This window comes from Archangium lipolyticum (assembly GCF_024623785.1).
GTDB classification, from domain to species: domain Bacteria; phylum Myxococcota; class Myxococcia; order Myxococcales; family Myxococcaceae; genus Archangium; species Archangium lipolyticum.
Map to the genome: position 1 here is coordinate 469,490 of NZ_JANKBZ010000002.1, position 17,861 is coordinate 487,350.

At 70.5% G+C, this 17,861-nt stretch carries 11 protein-coding genes; 7 read left to right on the forward strand and 4 right to left on the reverse strand.

The window, feature by feature from the left end:
* Positions 1 to 156: 156 nt before the first annotated feature.
* On the reverse strand, positions 157 to 498 hold the full coding sequence (locus tag NR810_RS05615) for a hypothetical protein (RefSeq protein ID WP_257448689.1): 342 nt from the start codon (positions 496 to 498) through the stop codon (positions 157 to 159).
* Between the two features lie 42 nt (positions 499 to 540).
* Here NR810_RS05615 and NR810_RS05620 point away from each other — a divergent pair, with 42 nt between their 5' ends.
* The 4 genes from NR810_RS05620 to NR810_RS05635 are packed head-to-tail and all read left to right on the forward strand — an operon-like array spanning position 541 to position 4,395.
* Positions 541 to 1,122, forward strand: a complete 582-nt coding sequence (locus NR810_RS05620) for an RNA polymerase sigma factor (RefSeq protein ID WP_257448690.1) — start codon at positions 541 to 543, stop codon at positions 1,120 to 1,122.
* Positions 1,119 to 1,886, forward strand: coding sequence for an anti-sigma factor family protein (locus tag NR810_RS05625; protein WP_257448693.1), 768 nt, complete (start codon positions 1,119 to 1,121; stop codon positions 1,884 to 1,886). The genes NR810_RS05620 and NR810_RS05625 overlap by 4 nt, the downstream gene beginning before the upstream one ends.
* Entirely contained in the window at positions 1,883 to 3,472 is a 1,590-nt protein-coding gene (locus NR810_RS05630; protein WP_257448695.1) for a caspase family protein, read from the forward strand. Before NR810_RS05625 ends, NR810_RS05630 begins: the two co-directional genes overlap by 4 nt.
* The gene (locus NR810_RS05635; protein ID WP_257448697.1) at positions 3,460 to 4,395 is read left to right on the forward strand and encodes a hypothetical protein; all 936 of its coding nucleotides are present in this window, start codon (positions 3,460 to 3,462) and stop codon (positions 4,393 to 4,395) included. The genes NR810_RS05630 and NR810_RS05635 overlap by 13 nt, the downstream gene beginning before the upstream one ends.
* 10 nt (positions 4,396 to 4,405) lie before the next feature.
* On the opposite strand, the gene NR810_RS05640 is transcribed toward NR810_RS05635, so the two are convergent.
* Positions 4,406 to 5,479 (reverse strand): AAA family ATPase, encoded by a 1,074-nt coding sequence (locus tag NR810_RS05640; RefSeq protein WP_257448698.1) that lies wholly within the window; start codon positions 5,477 to 5,479, stop codon positions 4,406 to 4,408.
* A gap of 9 nt (positions 5,480 to 5,488) precedes the next feature.
* The gene (locus NR810_RS05645) at positions 5,489 to 6,313 is read right to left on the reverse strand and encodes a polyphosphate kinase 2 family protein (protein WP_257448700.1); all 825 of its coding nucleotides are present in this window, start codon (positions 6,311 to 6,313) and stop codon (positions 5,489 to 5,491) included.
* 171 nt (positions 6,314 to 6,484) lie between these two features.
* On the opposite strand from NR810_RS05645, the gene NR810_RS05650 reads away from it, so the two are divergent.
* Complete coding sequence (locus NR810_RS05650; RefSeq protein WP_257448703.1) at positions 6,485 to 10,609, forward strand: ELWxxDGT repeat protein; 4,125 nt, start codon at positions 6,485 to 6,487, stop codon at positions 10,607 to 10,609.
* Positions 10,610 to 10,626: 17 nt separating this feature from the next.
* Here NR810_RS05650 and NR810_RS05655 read toward each other — a convergent pair whose 3' ends face one another.
* Positions 10,627 to 14,313 (reverse strand): FG-GAP-like repeat-containing protein, encoded by a 3,687-nt coding sequence (locus NR810_RS05655; protein WP_257448705.1) that lies wholly within the window; start codon positions 14,311 to 14,313, stop codon positions 10,627 to 10,629.
* Positions 14,314 to 14,560: 247 nt separating this feature from the next.
* Here NR810_RS05655 and NR810_RS05660 point away from each other — a divergent pair, with 247 nt between their 5' ends.
* Together NR810_RS05660 and NR810_RS05665 are read left to right on the forward strand one after the other, a co-directional pair.
* On the forward strand, positions 14,561 to 15,730 hold the full coding sequence (locus NR810_RS05660) for an acyl-CoA dehydrogenase family protein (RefSeq protein ID WP_257448707.1): 1,170 nt from the start codon (positions 14,561 to 14,563) through the stop codon (positions 15,728 to 15,730).
* A gap of 59 nt (positions 15,731 to 15,789) precedes the next feature.
* Positions 15,790 to 17,826, forward strand: coding sequence for an ATP-binding protein (locus tag NR810_RS05665; protein WP_257448709.1), 2,037 nt, complete (start codon positions 15,790 to 15,792; stop codon positions 17,824 to 17,826).
* Positions 17,827 to 17,861: the final 35 nt, after the last annotated feature.

Below are 17,861 nucleotides of genomic sequence, written 5' to 3' on the forward strand. Positions count from 1 at the left end.
CGAGCGCACACACGCATGCCCGGAAGGGGCCGCTCAGGCCCGCTCAGGACGGCGCGAGGACACACGAAGGCTCAGGCCGGGCAGAAGGCGGAACCGAGCCCACGCGGCACACGGGAACCAGCCAACCCGCGCACCGGGGGACACCGGTCCGCCTGCTCAAATGTCGAGCAGGACCTTGTTTCGGGAGCCGAGACGCACGTCCGCCATCGGCGCGAGAACGCGCGCGAACGGCACACCCTGGATGGTGGAGACGGGCCTCATGACGGGAGCATATTTAATAATGAAGGCGCTCTTGTCAATCTTGAGCAGGTATTGACGCGAGCCGGAGCGTGGCGGGCGAACAAAACGGTTTGCCCGAAACGCCGCCTCACGGGTCCAAGTCAGGGGAAGCGACCGGAGGCAGTCCGCATGACGACCATCCAGATCCAATGCAGCGCCTGTGAGCTGGCCTCGCCCGGCGGCCGGGTTCGGGGGGCGGGTACCGGCCCGATGGCGCATTTACTGGTACACTCCGGGCACGTCCCCACCTCGAATGCTCTCGTGAGCCGAACCGACTCACAGCAGATTGCCTCGCTCTTCGACCAACACGGCCCCCGTGTGTACCGCCGCGCCCTGCGCTTGCTGGGCAACCCCGCCGATGCCGAGGAGGCGACGCAGGAGATCTTCATCCGCGCCCTCCGCGCCGCCCAGGGCTTCCGGCAGCAGAGCCAGATGACGACCTGGCTGTATCAGATCACCACCCACTACTGCCTGAACCTCATCCGGGACCGTTCGCGGCGCGCCGAGCTCCATGCGGAGCACGTGGCACCCCTGGTGGATGGCACCGACAGGCCCGACCCGGCGCACCCCGATGACCTGCTGCTCCTGCGGCGGCTGCTCTCGACCGCGGATGAACGCCAGGCCGCCGCCGCCGTGTACGTCTTCCTTGACGGCATGTCGCACGAGGAGGCCGCCGAGGTGCTCGGCGTGTCCAAGCGCACGGTGGGCAATCTGCTCGAACGGTTCCAGGCCTGGGCGGGGACCCAGGTGTCGCAGGGGTCCGCGTCACCCGCCATCACGGCCAGCCCGCCCCCGGAGCCCAAGCGGTCCGGTTTCCTGGGATTTGGAAGGAGGCGGCCATGAATCCGCCCGACTTTGATGCCCTGAGGACGGGGCGCCCGGACTGTCCGTCCGACTTTACGCTGGATCGGCTCCACGCCGGTGAGCTCCCCAAGGAGCACGCCCTGACGGCCGAGCGTCACGTGGCGGGTTGCGCGGAGTGTGGCGCCCGCATGGCGGAGCGCCGGGCCGGCTTCGGTTCCATCGAGGGGGTGGACCCGCGCGCGATGCTGGCGCGCATCCGGACCGGACTCGACAGACCCGCCCCACTCCCCGAGCGGCTCCTCGGTTGGCTGCGCCAGCGGAGTGCTCCGCTCGCGGCGGCCGCCGCCACGGCCGTCGTGCTCCTGGTGGTCAGCAGCCAGCAGCTGCGGCCTCCGGAGAATCGCGCGAAGGGCTCCCTCGCGCTGCACGTGTTCCGGTTCGAGGGCGACCACTCGGAGGAGATGGTCAGCGGTGGCGCGTTCTCTCCAGGAGATCGGCTCCGCTTCCTCGTCGACCTGCCGGCGGAGGGTCATGTGACGGTGCTCGGCGTCGAGTCGTCCGGGGCCCTCTATACCGCGTGGCCCCTCGAGCCCGGGGCGCGGACGCGCTTCGCCGCGGGCACGGGCATCGAGCTCTCCGGCGCGGTGTCGCTCGACGCGAAGCCGGGCCGCGAGACCCTCTACCTCGTGCACTGTCCGCTCGAGGTGGGCCCGCCGCACTGCACCTCCCAGGGCGCCATCGCCGCGCCCATGTGCCCCGCCGGTTGCGTGACCACGCCGTTCATCATGGTGAAGCGGCCATGAGCCTCGGGAGGGGGGGGCTCCTGTGTCTCGTCCTCGCGGTGCTCGCTTCCTTCCCGGCCCGGGCGCTCCCCGAGCACACCTGGGTGGTGGCCATCGGTCACAACGACGGCGCCCCCAACGAGGTGAGCCTGCTGTACGCGGAGCAGGACGCTCGGGCCCTCTCCAACGTCCTGCGTGAGCACGGAGGCGTCTCGTCACGGCGCATCCTGCTGCTGCTCGGAGAGGACGCGGCCACGGTGCGGCGCGCGCTCCTGGATGTGAACGCCGCCATCCGCGGCCAGGCGGGGGGAGGGCATCCCACCGCGCTCGTGGTCTTCTACTCGGGCCATGCCGACGCGGTCTCGCTCCATCTCGGCGGCACCGAGCTGCCGCTCGAGGAGCTGAAGTCGCTGGTCCAGGGCTCGCCCGCGGGCGTGCGCCTGCTCGTGCTCGATGCGTGCCGCTCGGGGACGGTGACGCGCGTGAAGGGCGTCAACGCCGCGGAGAGCTTCGACATCTCCCTGCGCAACGAGGTGGCCACCGAGGGCCTGGCCATCATCACCTCGAGCGGTGCGAGCGAGGCGAGCCAGGAGTCCGATCGGCTCGGTGGCTCGTTCTTCACCCACCACCTGGTGAACGCGCTGCGCGGCGCGGCCGATGAGGATGACGACGGCAAGGTGACGCTCACCGAGGCCTATGGCTACACCTATGCGCAGACGCTCCGCTCGAGCGGGCAGACGGTGGCGCTGCAGCACCCGACCTACTCCTGGGAGGTGAAGGGGCGCGGCGAGCTCGTGCTGTCGGTACCGGCCGCGCCTCGGGGGCGCTCGGGCCGGCTGCGGCTCGGAGAGGCCGCGCTCTACCTCATCATGGAGGGGCGGCAAGGGGGACCGGTGGTGGCGGAGGCCTCACCGCAAGGCCAGCGGCGGGAGCTGTCCCTGCCCGCGGGCAACTACTTCGTTCAGCAGCGCAAGGCCGACGAATACCGCGAGTACCAGGTGTCCCTCGCCGCGGGCGCCGTGGTGGAGCTCGCCCGTCTGCCTTTCGAGACCGTCCGCTATGACCGGCTCGTGCGCCGCCGTGGCGGTTCGAAGCCCTATACGCAGCACCTCAGCCTCCTCGGTGGCGCCCGGGGGCAGATGCTCGTGGGCGAGGGCATCACTCCCCAGTTCCAGCTCGGCTATGGCCTCGACTTCGAGTGGGGCTCCATCGGCGCGCGGCTGCGCGGAATGACGGTCCAGGGCCCCGGCTCCGATGGGGTGCTGGTGCGCCGCCACGAGGAGCTCGGGCTGGGGCTGACCCTGCTGCGCTTCGTCGACCTCAAGCCCGTGAGCGTGGCGTTCGGGCTCTTCGTCGAGGGCGTGTTCCACCGGCAGGTCTTCGATTCGGACCGGCTCGTCACGAACCGGCGGGCCCTGGGCGCGGGCGTTGGCGGCATCCTGCTGGTGGAGCGATATGTCGGCGCGGGTGTGTCCCTGCGCCTCGAGGGCGGGCCGGTGAGCGGACTCTTCCCGCATGCCGTGGTCGATGGCGGGGAGGAAGTGGACCGCGAGCTGCTGACTCCCCTCACCTGGTGGGGCACGGGAGGACTCGTATGGCGCTGGTGAGGGGGCTCGCCGGGGTGCTCGCGGGGGTGATGCTCTCCTGCGGGGATTCGCTCGTCGATGGGGCGTACTCGGGGACGCCTCGTTTCACGGTGAATGGCAGGGTGGGGGGGACCTCGGAGTACGTCGACCCGGATCATCCCGAGGTGCGCATCGGAGTGTTCTGGAGTGTCAGGGCCAAGGTGCAGGGCGCCGATGACGTCCTGGTCGAGCAGCCCGCGGCGGCCCTCCTCGCGGAGTACTACCGGCCCTTCGAGCTGAAGCTGTTCGACGAGCCCGGTGCCGAGCACCTCGTCACCACGCCCGCTGGCATGCGGTATGGCGTCGCGTGGCTCGCGGCCTACCAGGATGCGAACGGCAACGGGCGGAGGGATGAGGCGGAGCCGCTCATCGGTGGCTCCATGGGGAGGGTGTTGATTCGCGCGCTCGATGCGCTGCCTGCCCGGGATTCACCCACCGGAGCCGCGCTCGCCTCGGGTTGGCATATCGTCTCGCTTCCGCTCGACTGTCCGAGACCCGCCGGTCCACCCCCGGGAGGTGGTTCCAGCCCCCAGCCCGTGGCGGATGGGGAGTGCGGCGTGCCTCTCGGAGCTCCCTGTAGGAACGACGCGGAATGCGGAGGCGGCGTGTGCGTCCACGACTTCGCCGGACCGTGGCCCACCGGTGCCTGCCTCATTCCGGAGCCTCCACCGAACGGATGCCGCCAGCGTGGCTCGGTCCTCCTGAGGGATCCGGATGATTCGACGAAGGGGTATTGGCTGAAGGCCTGTACGGTGTCAGCCGAGTGCGGGCGTGGCCCTCCCTACCAGTGCGACCAGCAGCTCCGGGCGTGCCGGCCCAGCTCCGATGTCCAGGTGGACATGAATGACCGCGGGCCACCGCGCTCCTACTGCAAGCCCCCGGAGGGCGCACCTCCGCCGCCCTAGGAGGCCCGCCTCACTCCGCGAGCTCCGTGGCTCCTCCCTCCTTGGTCAGCGGGAGGACGGCCGCTCCCGCGTGCTCCTCCAGCGCGGTGGCGAGCTCGCGGGCATGCGTGGTGACGAACACCTGCCCCCGGCGGCTCGCGCTGGCGATGAGCCGCGCCAGCGGTTGCAGCAGTGACGGGTGCAGGCTGGTCTCCGGCTCGTTGAGGGCCAGGAAGGGCGGAGGGCGCGGAGAGAGCAGGGCGGCGAGCAGGCACAGGTAGCGCAGCGTCCCGTCGGACAGCTCCGCCGCCTCCAGCGGGCGTTGCAGTCCGGGCATGCTCATGCGGAAGGAGAAGCGCCCGTCCTCGCTGTCGAGCTGCAATCTCGAGCCGGGGAAGGCGCTCTCCACGGCCGCGTGCAGTCCCCGGTCATCACCGATGTCGTCGATGGTCATCAGCGCCGCCGCCAGATCCCTCCCATCGTGCGCGAGCGCGGGCGTCCGCACGCCCACCTGCGCGTGGCGGAGGGGCGATGCCGGGTCGGTCCGGAAGTGGTGGTAGAAGCGCCAGCGGAGCAGCTCCGCCCGCAGCGCGCTCAGCAGCGGGAAGCGGTGCGGCTCCGCTATCTGCGCCAGCACGGACTCGTTGCCCCACAGCTCGGCGGCGAAGGTGGTGCGGTTCCCGTCCGCGTCGCGCGCGAAGACGCTCCGGGAGCGGCGCTCGGCCACCACGTGCCGACGCTTGCCCTCGTGGAGCCACACCGTCTCCTCCTTCACGTCCGGATCCAACGCGAAGGGCCCTTCCGGGGGAGGCACCAGCCCGCAGGACAGCTCGTAGGCCAGGTCGTCCAGCCGCGCGCCCACGGTGAGGCGCGCCGCGTCCCCCTTCTTGCGCGGGCCCGCCCAGAGCACGGACGGCATCCCGCCCTCCTCGGCCAGCATGCGCGACAGCGTCCCCTCGGCGGCCACGTGCAGCAGTTGCAGCGCGCGGTAGACGTTCGTCTTCCCGCACCCGTTGGGGCCCACCACCACCGTCACCGGGGCGAGCGGGAAGCGCAGCGAATGGACCGAGCGGTACCCGGCGATCCACAGCTCTCGGACGGACATGCGCGCGTCCTACCTGCCCTTGCGCCAGGCCTCCAGCTCCGCCTTCTTGCTCACGCCTATCTCGTCCAGCTTCTTCTGCCAGGTGTCACGGTAGGGCCGCAGCGCCTCGACCACCGCGCGCGCCACCACGAGGTTGCGGTACCACTTCGTGTCCCCGGGGACGATCGTCCACGGCGCCTGCTTGCTGGCCGTGCGTGAGAGGGCCTCCTCGTACGCCTTCGTGTAGTCGTCCCAGTGCTCCCGGTCCTCCCAGTCCCCGGCGTTGATCTTCCACGCCTTGCGCGGCTCCTTCTCCCGCGACAGCAGGCGCTTCTCCTGCTCCTCCCGGCTGATGTGGAGGAAGAACTTGAGGACGATGGTGCCGTGCTCGACGAGCAGCTCCTCGAAGTCGCGGATGTGGCCGTAGCGCTCCTTCCAGAGGGCCTCCGGAACGAGCTTGTTCACGCGCACGACGAGTACGTCCTCATAATGTGAGCGATTGAAAATGGCGAGCTCACCCTTGCGCGGGGTGTGACGGTGGATGCGCCAGAGGAAGTCGTGCTCCCGCTCCTCCTCGCTGGGGACTCCGAAGGAGGTGACGGTGACACCTCGGGGGTTGAGAAAACCCGCCACCCCCTTGATGGTGCCGTCCTTCCCGGCCGTGTCGCGGCCCTGGAGCACGATGAGTACGGAGTTCATCTTCGCGCCCCACAGCAGATCCTGCAGGTCGAAGAGCTCCTCGCCGATCGTCTCCAGCTCCCGCTTCGCCTCGTCCCGATCCGTATTCTTCGGGGGCTCCGTGGGAATGGCGTCGAGCCTGACCTTCTCGCCCTGCTTGTCGATGGTGAAGTCCATGTGCTCCTCCCCGTGACAGGAGAGGTTCCCATGTGTCACCAAGGCATGACAATTCGTGAGGGTGCCCGGGCCTTCACGGCATGCTGGCCGCCTGGCCTTCGTTTCCTGTAGAAAACGTACGGCGCGCTCCGGCCGGGCTTCGCGCACCTCGACGAGGGGGAAGAACACACCATGATGATGCAACCCGCGCTCACGCGCCTGGCGCTCCTGTGCCTCGTGCTGTCCGCCTGTGCTCCCAACGGTGGCGCGGACTCGCGAGAGCCCTCGCCGGCACGGCGGATGAGCCATGACGCGCTCTCGGTGGGGGACTCCCGCCCCATCCGCCCCATCCGGGACATCCACCCTGCGGAGGACAAGACCTCCGGCTCCAGCATCTCCAGCTTCATCCGCGTGGGCTCCTCCATCTATTTCTACGCGGTGGACGCTCAACTGGGCAGCGGCTTGTGGCGTACGGATGGCACCGAAGAGGGAACCGTCCGCCTGGTGGGCATCAATACGACCACGCACGGCCCGGGTACCTTCACCGAGGTGGATGGGTTGCTCTACTTCGCGGGTGAAAGCAGTTCGTCGGACAGTGAGCCGTGGCGGAGCGACGGGACTCCCGAGGGCACCTTCCGCCTGGCGGACATCCAGCCCGGCTCCCTGGGCTCCTACCCGAAGGGCTTCGTCGGGATGGCCGGAGCCGTCTACTTCTTCACCGACTCCGGGACGCGCGCCCTCTGGCGGTATGACCCCGCCACCGGTGTCACCACGTCCCTGCGCACCGTGTGCGCGTCGTTCTGTCAGATGAGCAACCTGGTGGTGAAGGAGGGCCGCCTGTACTTCGCCATCAAAGACGACGCGGCCAACTCCGGGCTGTGGTCCAGTGATGGGACGGAGGCGGGGACCGTGCGCGTTTCGGATGCGCAACCGGCGTACTTCCGCCCGGATGAGCCCGGTCTGGTGCTGCTCGATGACACCCTCTATTTCCTCGCCCGGGAGCAGTTCTCCTCCACCGGCTATTCGCTCTGGCGGAGCGATGGGACCGTGGCTGGAACGCGGTCCGTGCTGCCGCTCGATTCCGGCAACTCCGGCCAGCGACTGACCCTGATCCGTGTGGGCGGTGCGCTCGCCATCTCCGTCCAGGAGCCCTCCAACCGTTGGAGCCTGTGGTGGAGCAACGGCACCGCACAGGGCACGGTGCGCCTCAAGGAGTTCTCCGTGAACTCCTCGGGCGCCGGGCTGGTGTCGTTGACGGCCGTGGGGGACCGGCTCTTCTTCGTCGCGGCGGACGTCGGGTCCTACCCCTACTCGGACGAGTTGTGGCACAGCGATGGCACGGTGCCCGGCACGGTGCGCGTCAAGCAGCTGAAGGCAACCACCTCTGCCTGGGGGTCCGCGTTCCGGGAGCTGACGGCCATGAACGGGGTGCTCTACTTCGTCGCCGAGGATCCCTCCATGGGCCTGGAGCTGTGGCGCAGCGACGGCACGGAGCGGGGCACGGTGCTCGTCCGCGACATCGACCCGAGAACTGGAGCGGGGAGGCCCTCCTCGTCGGAGCCGCGCAGCCTGTCCGCCGTGGGTGACACCCTGTACTTCACGGCTGATGACGGACACTCCGGCCACGAGCTGTGGAAGTCCCAGGGGCAGGAGTGGAACACCGTCCGGGTCAAGGACATCTTCCGTGAATGGTGGAATGCCGGGGCCGGGGGGAGCAACCCGCGCATCCTCGGCACCGCGGGCGGGCTCTGGTTCTTCCATGCGTACGAGCGGATGGGGGACTCCTACTCCGTGTTCACCAACAGCCTCTGGCGCACGGACGGGACGGAGGCGGGCACCTTCCTGGTGATGCCCCTGGAGTCCGAGACGTCGACCCGGCAGCGGCTCGAGGTGGCCACCCTGGGCTCGGAGTTCTTCGTCGCCTTGCCCACCTCCCAGGGCGGTGTGTGGAAGACAGCGGGGGCGGCCACGGAGCCCCCGGTGCAACTGTGGACGGGCTCCTACCCCGAAGAGCTCGAGGTGGCCGGTGGGCAGCTCTTCTTCTCCGGTGCGCAGAGCGGCCAGGGCGATGAGCTGTGGCGCACCGACGGTACCCCCGAGGGCACCCGGTTGGTGAAGGACCTCGTGCCGGGGTCGGGTTCGTCTGCTCCCAGCTCGCTCACGCGCATGGGCGAGTGGCTGTACTTCGCCGCCCAGGACGAGGTGAGCGGGCGCGAGCTGTGGCGGACCGATGGGACTTCCGAGGGCACCTCCCTGGTGGCGGACCTCGTGCCAGGGAGCGACTCGTCCAGTCCGTCGAATCTCACGGCCGTGGGTGGCACGCTCTTCTTCGTGGCCACCAAGGACGCGAGCCTGGGGCTCTGGCGCCTGGATGGAGCCGCGCAGGAGCCCGCGCTCGTGTCGGTGCTCGCTCCCTCGAATCCGTGGCCGGTGCCTCCCAACCTCTTCACCGCGGCGGGAAGCCAGCTCTTCTTCGTGTTCACCGACGCCACGCACGGCGCCGAGCTCTGGGTGAGTGATGGCACCCCCGGGGGCACGCGCAGGGTGCGGGACATCCGGCCCGGCACCGAGGGCTCGCAGCCGAAGGAGCTCGTGGTCATGGGCGGGCTGCTCTTCTTCACCGCCGACGATGGAGTCAGTGGACGCGAGTTGTGGCGCAGTGACGGCACCGAGGAGGGGACCTTCCGCCTGGTGGACGCCAGTCCCGGCACCGGCTCGGGCCTCAAGGAGGACGACACCTCGCTCCTCCAGGGCACGCGCCTGCTCGCGCTCGAGCCCGAGGGGCTGCTGCTCTTCTCCGCGTCCACGCCGGGTGTCGGAAACGAGCCGTGGTTGTCGGATGGGACCCGCGAGGGCACGCGCCGGCTGGTGAACCTCTTCCCCGGGCCTCACAGCTCGCTGCCGCGTGACTTCGTCCGGATGGGCAACCGCGTCGCCTTCGCCGCGGACGACGGGCGCACCGGGCGGGAGCCCTGGCTCCTGGAGGTGGAGGCCCTCGCCAACCGCGAGCCTCCCACCCTCACGTGCCCCGAGGAGCTCGTGATGGAGGCCCTCCAGCCCGCGGGCGCGCCCGTCTCCTTCCCGGTCATCCAGGCACACGACGACGTCACGGCCTCGCCCACCGTCACCTTCAGCCGGACGTCCGGAGGGTTCTTCCCCCTCGGCACCACCGAGGTGACGGCGACCGCCTCGGACGAGGCCGGCAACCAGGCCTCCTGCACCTTCCAGGTCACCGTGCGCGACACCACGCCTCCGGCCGTGCTCTGCCCGGGAGATGTGACGGTGGAGGGCACCGAGGCCTCGGGCGCCCATGTGGACTTCCGGTCCCCGAGGGCCACCGACGGGCGCATGGCGGCGCCGCGCGTGACGCTCTCCGCCGAGCCGGGCAGTCTCTTCGGCTTCGGCTCGCACACCGTGACGGCGACGGCCACCGACGGAGCGGGCAACACGGCCTCGTGCTCCTTCGTCGTCACCGTCAGCGACACCCAGGCCCCTTCGCTGGCCTGCCCGGATGACCTCGTCGTCGAGGCCACCAGCCCCGAGGGCGCGCGCGTGGACTTCCCCGCCGCGACGGCCTCGGATGGCCCCCGGCCCGCTCCCTCCCTCACGTCCCAGCCCGCCTCGGGCAGCACGTTGGAGCCCGGCATCCACCGCGTTACCGTCACCGCCACGGACGTGGCCGGGCTGCGGAGCACCTGCTCCTTCCGGGTGACGGTCCAGGACACCACCGCGCCGCGGCTGACGTGCCCCGAGGACACGCGGGTGGAGGCCACCAGCGCCCAGGGCACCCCGGTGAGCTTTCCCGAGCCCACCGCCGTGGACACCGTCTCCGAGGCCACGCTCGAGGTGAGCCACGTCTCCGGCGCGCTCTATCCGCGAGGCATCACCCGGGTGAGCGTCTCCGCGAGGGACGAGGCGGGCAACACCGCCGTCTGCCGCTTCACCGTCACCGTGCAGGACACCACCGCGCCCGAGGTGACGTGCCCCGAGCCGGTGGAGGTCCGGGCCACCGCCGCCTGGGGCGCACAGGTGTCGTTCCCGGATGCGCTGGCCCGCGATGGCATCACCGCCGCGCCCACCGTCATGGCGGACCGGACCAGCGGCGACGTCTTCGCGGTGGGCGAGCACTCCGTCACCTTCACCGCTCGCGACGAGGCGGGGAACACCGCGACGTGCTCGCTCCCGGTTCGCGTGCTGCCCGGCGTGAAGGTGACGGCGCCGGGAGGCTGCTCCACGGTCCCGGTGGGGTCGGGCCTGGCCTGGAGCATGCTCTCCCTGCTGGCGTGGCTGGCCGTGCGCCGGCGGCCAGTCCACTGACCCGGGCCCCGGGGCGCTCAGCGCTGGAGGAGCAGCGCGTTCTTCCCGAGGTTGCTGCCCCCGAAGAGGATGTCCAGCAAGCCATCCCCATTCGCGTCCAGCACCGAGAGCTCCAAGGCTGCGTAGTCGTAGACTCCGAAGACCTGCGCCGGGGTGAACATTCCCTGGCCCATGCCCCGGCGCAGAGACACCGAGTCCATGCCCAGGTTGGCGCACAGCACGTCCCGCCAGCCATCCGCGTCGAAGTCCACCAGGGCCAGACTGAAGCAGTTTCCTTCCGCGGGGTACGTGCTCACGCGGGCGAAGTCGCCGGTACCCGTACCCTTCATCAGGTAGATGTCGTTGTACATGCTGCTGCCGTAGACGCTGTACACGGCGTCCAGGATGCCGTCCCGGTCCATGTCCGCCAGCCGCAGGTCGCTCCCGTGGAGGTCGTACCCGGGCGTCAGATCGGGCCCGTCCGTGAAGGTGCCGTCCCCCCGGCTCATCAACACCTTCGCGCCAGCACCTCGCCCCTCCCGCGGCACCACCAGATCCATCGCCCCGTTGCTGTCCAGGTCTCCCATCATCACCCGGGCCGGATTGCTTCCAGCCTCCAGGACGACGGGCGGCTCGAAGGTGCCATCTCCCCGGCCGAGCAGCAGCCGCACCTCGTCCACGTAGCTGCCGCTGTCCTTGCGCATGGCGCGGAAGGCGAGATCCAGCTTCCCGTCTCCGTTCACGTCGCCGGAGTCCGCGTACACCGCGATGCCCCCCAGTGGGATGTCGGCGGCGGGACGCAGGGTGCCGTCACCGTTGCCGAGCAGGAGCCCCGTGGTCTCTCCCTCGACGTCGTACAGCACCACCACGTCCGGTGTCGCATCCGCGTCCACGTGAGTGACCAGCAACCTGAGCACGGCGTTCCCCACCGTCACGGGCGCGAGGGTGGACAGGCCACCGGGACCGCCGAGGCTCACGCGCACCTCGGTCGGGTTCGTCGGCCTGGAGGAGACGACATCCATCCACCCATCGCCATTGAGGTCTCCCGTGGCGTGGGTCCCGTCGGGCCCGGTGAGCAGGGCCCGGGTTGTGCGGCCCGGGCCACCGCGCCACACGCGCACGTCGTTGCTGGCCCTCTGGAGCGTCGCCACGTCGGACACGCCGTCTCCATCGAAGTCTCCGGTGGTGACGAATCTGGGCAGGCGTCCTGCGGGCAGCCGCAGGTCGGGCGCGAAGGTTCCATCCCCCAGTCCCCGCAGCAGGGCGAGTGTGTTGTCCCGCTCGACCTTCACCGCGAGGTCCAGATGGCCATCACCGTCCAGGTCCGCCGCCGCCAGGGAGGCAGGGTCCCACAAGTAGGTGTCGTTCTCGAGCGTGGCCACGAGCTCCGCCGCGGAGAAGCCGCCCAGGCCGTCTCCCCGGAACAGGTAGACCCGGGCGGCGTTGCCCTGCGACGCGGCGGTGACCAGGTCCACGTGGCCGTCCTTGTCGAAGTCCCCCAGCGCCAGGTCGTGCGTCGTGAATATCTCCCCCACCTGCTGGAAGCGGAAGGAGCCGTCCTCGTTGGACAGCACGGCGAGGGTCGAGCCATCGCCAGCGGCCAACAGGTCCTGGCGGCCATCCTCGTTGAGGTCGGCCGTGGCGAGCCGGGCGCCCGAGTGCCAGACGCTCCCCAGGGACTTGAAGGTGCCGAGCGTTCCGTCCCCCTGGTTCAGGAGGAGACCCAGATGGCCGTCACTCGACACCGCGGCCACGTCGGGACTGCCGTTGCGGTCGAAGTCGGCGACGGCGAGGCCCTGGTAGATGCCTTCGAACCACGTGCCGGAGCTCGTTCGGTAGATGCGGGTGGTGTCGAACGCGCCATTCCCGAGACCCTTCGCCACGACCAGGCCCTCGTACTTGTGCGACCAGAGCAGCTCCGGGGCGCCGTCTCCGTCCAGGTCCGCCGCGACGGGCTGGGTTTTCGTGCCCGGGATGTCTCCGAGCTCGAGCTGGCGGGCTGGCTGGAAGGCCCCGTTGCCCAGCCCCATCATCATCACCAGGGCGGTGCCGCTCTCCGGGACGACGGCGAGGTCCAGCTTGCCATCCCGGTCGAAGTCTCCCACCGTGCCCGAGAAGGGCTGGGCCTGCATCGTGCTGACGAGGCTGGTGTCCGTCCGCTGCTCGCAGCGGTGGCCCACGGCGGGCAGGGCCACCTCCAGGCTCTTCGAGGCCAGCGCGGTGCCGTGCACCCGGGCACTCACGCGCACGCGGGCCGAGGTGGCACCGGGCACGTCGACGGCGCGGTTCCACAGGAAGCGGTGGGAGACGCCCTCGGGTGAGGTGGAGCGCGCGAGCAGGCCCTCATGGTCGGTGGAGCCAGCCTGGGTGACGCGCTGGAAGGTGCCGTCTCCCTTCGTGTCCACCTCCACCATGACGTCGGCGCGCTCCCCGTCCCGCTGACGGAGGGCGTAGGAGACGGAGAGGCAGCCTTCATCGGAGGAGGGCACCTCGAGGGCCGTCACCTGCACGGGCGTCGGCAACGGCCGCACCGCGGACGAGGCGGCCGACACGGCTCCCGTGCCCACGGCGTTCGTGGCGGACACGGTGAAGGTGTACGCGCGGGTGCTGGGCAGCTCCGGCAGTGTCACGTCGCGCTTCTCCGCGCCCACCTGCACGCGGGTGCCCGTGGGCTGGACCTCCACGGTGTAGCCGGTGATGGCGGAGCCACCATCTCCCGCCGGGGCCTCCCAGGAGACCGTGGCCGAGCGCACGTCCACGGTGGCCTTCACCGCGCCGGGCGCGAGGGGCACATCCAGCGTGCGCTGTCTGGCCGCGCCCGCTTCGGTGCTCTCGCCCACTTCGTTCCGCGCCACCACGCTGAGGGTGTACTCCGTGCCATTGCTCAGCCCGGTGACGGTGGCGCTCCGGGCGTCGGCGCCCTGGCTCAGGCGGATGACACCCGGCTCGGCCATCACCACGTACTCCTCCACGGGCAGCCCGCCGGTGCTCGCGGGCTCGCTCCAGGTGACGGTGAGCTCGCGGATGCCCGCGGTGGCCTTCACACCCGTGGGCGCCGAGGGCAGGGTCGCGGGCACCACGCGCGCCGAGGCGGGGGAGTCGGGACCCTCGCCCACGGCATTGAGCGCGCGCACCGTGAAGGTGGAGGCTTCTCCATTGGTCAGCCCACCCACCACGGCCGAGCGTGCCCCGGCATCCACCTTCACCCGCACGTCCTGGGGATGCGCGGTGACGAGGTAGCCGGTGACGGGACGCCCGCCGTCCGATTCGGGCTCCTTCCACGCCACCTCTACCTTTGTATCTCCGCGCTTCACGGACAGCAGGGCGGGGGCTCCGGGAACGTCGGGAAGGGTCACGGCCGCCGACGTGGTGGCCGGCCCCGCTCCCGCGACATTCAGCGCCACCACGGAGAATCGGTAGGTGATACCCGCGTGCAGGCCCGTGACTCGGGCCGTGGTTCCCTCGAGCTGGACGGCCAGCGTGGCCTCCCGGGGCTCGCTGTCCACCTGATAGCCGGTGATGGCGCTCCCTCCGTCCTGGGCCGGGATGCTCCACGTGAGCGTGGCGCCGCCCACCTCGGCGATGGCTTCCACCGAGCCCGGGGCCGAAGGGGGAACCGGGCGGGCGGGCGGGTTGGGCGGATTCGGCTGAGACCCCTTCCCGGGTTCGCAGGCGACCCCCATCACCATCAATGCGACAACGAACGAGTACAAGTGCCGTGACACGGCAATCCCCTTTTGGAGAGTGAAAGAAGCGGCATGCGCCGCGGAAGCTGGCGCCGCGGTATTTCCAATACGAATCCGGGCGCGTCAATGGGTCGTGATCGCCTGTCGATTTCGAAAAAAACGTGTCGTGTGACGCCGTCCCGGTGCCGTCACGCCGTGGTCACACCCCACGCGCTAAACACTTGCTTCGGTTGTATCCAGGCGCATGGGGGGGGGGAGCTCCCGCGCTCATACTCAGGAGTGGCACATGGGGAATGCCGAAGCGAAGAAGGTGTTGGACGCGGTGAGGGGGCTGGTTCCTGTCATCGCATCCAGGGCTGCGGACATCGAGTCGGGGCGGCGTCTGCCGTTGGAGCTGCTGGGTCAGCTCAAACAGGCAGGTATCTTCCGGCTGTTCGTGCCCCGGAGCCACGGAGGCTGCGAGGGGGACCTGCACACGGGTATGGAGATACTGGAGACGATCGCCCGGGCGGATGGCGCCACGGCCTGGACGACAATGATTGGTCTGGAGAGCCCGCATCTCTTCGCGCTGCTGCCGCGCGAGAGCTTCGATGCCATCTACTCGGGTGGACCGGACGTCATCATGGCCGGCGGCTTCAACGCGCAGGGGCAGGCGGTGATGGAGGAGGGCGGCTACCGCGTCAACGGGCGTTGGGGCTTCGCCTCGGGCTGCCAGCACGCGGACTGGCTGTTCGGCAACTGCGTCGTCCTGAAGGACGGCCAGCCACTCCCGGGTCCCTCCGAGGGCGTGCCCCGGACGCGGGGCATGCTCCTGCGGTCCGACCAGGTGCGCATTCTCGACACCTGGAACGTGCTCGGCCTGAGGGGCACGGGCAGCCATGACATCTCCATGGAAGGTGTCTTCTGTCCCGAGGCGTACTCCTTCGACATCTTCTCCGGCACGTCCAACGTGCCCGGTCCGGGCTTCGTCGCGCCGCTGCTGCACTTCGTGCTGCACATGGCGGCGGTGTCGCTGGGCATCGCGCAGGGCGCTGTGGAGGAGCTGGTGACACTCGTCGGGACGGGGAAGCGGCGGCTGTACGCCCGCGTCCCGCTGGCCGAGTCCCCCGTCTTCCAGCTCGAGCTCGGCCGTGCCGACACGAGCGTGCGGGCCGCCCGGGCGCTGTTGAGGGACATCTCCCAGGAGCTCTGGGCCGCGTGCGAGGGCAACCCCGCCGCCATCCCCGCCCTGTCCCCGCGCATCTCGGCCGCCCTGGCCTGGGTGACGGAGACGGCGGCCGAAGTGGTGGGGAAGTGCTACCAGGCGGGAGGGGCCAGCTCGCTCAAGGATGGCTCGTCCCTACAAAGGCGCTTCCGTGACATCCACTCCTTCAGGCAGCATGCGGCTGCCGCTGAGGGGTGGTTTGGTCAGGCCGGGGCCTCCCTCCTCGGGCAGCCGACGGGCTTCTGGACATGAACGTTCAGGGCTGGCCTCAAGGGCATCTCGGCTGCACCTTCGAGCAGGAGGGGGAGTACGTGGCCGACTGGAGACTGGAGTTGCTTGGGGGCGCTCGGCTCCTGGGTCTGGTGGAGCCTCTGGAGCTGCAGCGGCGGGTGGCCGCGGTGCTCGCCTGGCTGTCCCTGGAGGGACCGACCCCCAAGTACCGGCTGGCGGGCATGCTGTGGCCCGACTCCGGCGAGGACACGGCGCGCAACAACATGCGCCAGCTGCTGCGCCGGCTGCGGGTGGCCACCGGCACGGACCTGGTGCTCGGTGGGGACGTGGTCTCCCTGTCCGACAGGGTGAGCACCGACGCGGCGGAGCTGGAGGGCCACGTCTTCGCCGGACGCCACACGCGGGCGCTGGCGCTGACGGGCTCGCTGCTGGGCTCGCTGGAGTTCGACGACTGCCCGGACTTCGAGGCGTGGTTGCGCCGGGCCCGCGAGCAGCTGGAGGCCCTGCGGCGCCGCGCCGCCAGCGCCGAGTCGGAGCTCCGGGAGCAGCGGGGGGACCTGCCCGGAGCGCTGCACTTCGCCGAGCGGCTGCTGGTGTTGGATCCGCTCTCCGAGGAGTCCTACCGCCGGCTGATGCGGCTGCACTACCTGTCGGGAGACCGGATGGCGGCGCTGGCCCTCTTCGAGCGTTGCCGGACGATGCTGCGTGAGGAGTATGACGCGTCGCCGCACCCGGACACGTTCGCGCTGGCCCGGGATGTGGAGCACGGTGCGGTGCGGCCGTGTAACGCCGGGAACCGGCCGGAGCGGAGCCTGCCGCTCACCGTCCTCCGCCCGCCGGTGCTGGTGGGCCGCGCGCGCGAATGGGAGCAGCTGGAGGAGGCGTGGAAGGCGCGGCAGCTCGTGCTGATAACGGCGGAGCCGGGCGTGGGCAAGACGCGCCTCGCGCTGGACTTCGCGGCCTCCAAGGGTCGCTTCATCGTCTTCTCGGGCAGGCCCGGGGACACGGAGGTGCCCTACTCCCTGTTCGTGCGGCACATCCGGGAGCGCTTCATCGAGCAGCCCGAGTTGCCTCGGAACCTGGAGCCGTGGATCCGCCGGGAGCTGGCGCGCGTGATGCCCGAGATGGCGCCCGGCGAGGAGATTCCCCCCATGCGCAACGAGGGCGAGCGGGTGCGCTGCCTGGACGCCTACAGCGAGATGATCCGCCGCTGCACGGAGGGCCTGGACTGCATCATCACCGACGATCTGCAGTTCGCCGACACCGCCAGCCTGGAGGTGGGGGCCTATGCCCATGCGCGCTTCCAGGGGGCGGGCGCCCTGCCGCGGATGATCGATTGCTGCCGCAGCGGCGGGCTCTCCTCCGAGGTGCTCACCATCACCCGGCGGATGGACGAGGGAGGGCTGCTGGCGCATGTGGAACTGGAGCCGCTCTCACCGGATGCGGTGGGGGAGATGCTGGGGAGCCTCTCCCTGCCGGGGGCCACGTCCCTCGCGGGGGAGATGACGCGCTACACGGGAGGCAACCCGCTCTTCATCACCGAGACGCTCAAGCACCTGCTGGAGTCGGGGAGCCTGGAGCGGGGGTGGCCGGAGCGGCTGCCTCCTCCGGGGCGGGTGCGCCAGCTCATCCAGCAGCGTCTGGGGCGGCTGTCCCCGCTGGCGTTGCAGCTGGCCCAGGTGGCGGCGCTGGCCCTGACGGACTTCAATCTGGAGCTGGCCGGCGAGGTGCTGGAGGTGAGCCCCCTGTCCTTCTCGGCGCCACTGGCGGAGCTGGAGGCGGCGCAGATCTTCCGGGGCGTGCACTTCTCCCATGACCTGGTGCTGGAGGCCGTCCGGGCCTCGCTTCCCGCCGCGCTGGGAGCGCTGCTGCACCGGCGCCTGGCCCAGCAGCTGGAGCGCAGGCGGGCGGCCCCGGCGACCATCGCGCAGCACTGGATCGCAGGGGGGGAGAACCGGCGCGCCGTGCCCTTCCTCCTGGCGGCGGCCCAGACGGACGAGGCCCACCTGCGCCGGGCGGAGGCGGCCACGAACTACGCGCGCGCCGCCTCCATCCTGGAGGCCGTGGGCGAAGTGGAGGAAGCGGCCCGGTTGAAGGGGCGGATGTCCTGGACGTGAGGCGGTAGGGGGGCCGCCCTCGGCGTCAGGGCCCT

Coding starts and splice junctions, on each gene's coding strand:
- NR810_RS05615 (WP_257448689.1), bottom strand. CDS start 498: ATGCGCCATCGGGCCGGTACCCGCCCCCCGAACCCGGCCGCCGGGCGA.
- NR810_RS05625 (WP_257448693.1), top strand. CDS start 1,119: ATGAATCCGCCCGACTTTGATGCCCTGAGGACGGGGCGCCCGGACTGT.
- NR810_RS05630 (WP_257448695.1), top strand. CDS start 1,883: ATGAGCCTCGGGAGGGGGGGGCTCCTGTGTCTCGTCCTCGCGGTGCTC.
- NR810_RS05635 (WP_257448697.1), top strand. CDS start 3,460: ATGGCGCTGGTGAGGGGGCTCGCCGGGGTGCTCGCGGGGGTGATGCTC.
- NR810_RS05640 (WP_257448698.1), bottom strand. CDS start 5,479: ATGTCCGTCCGAGAGCTGTGGATCGCCGGGTACCGCTCGGTCCATTCG.
- NR810_RS05645 (WP_257448700.1), bottom strand. CDS start 6,313: ATGGACTTCACCATCGACAAGCAGGGCGAGAAGGTCAGGCTCGACGCC.
- NR810_RS05650 (WP_257448703.1), top strand. CDS start 6,485: ATGATGATGCAACCCGCGCTCACGCGCCTGGCGCTCCTGTGCCTCGTG.
- NR810_RS05660 (WP_257448707.1), top strand. CDS start 14,561: ATGGGGAATGCCGAAGCGAAGAAGGTGTTGGACGCGGTGAGGGGGCTG.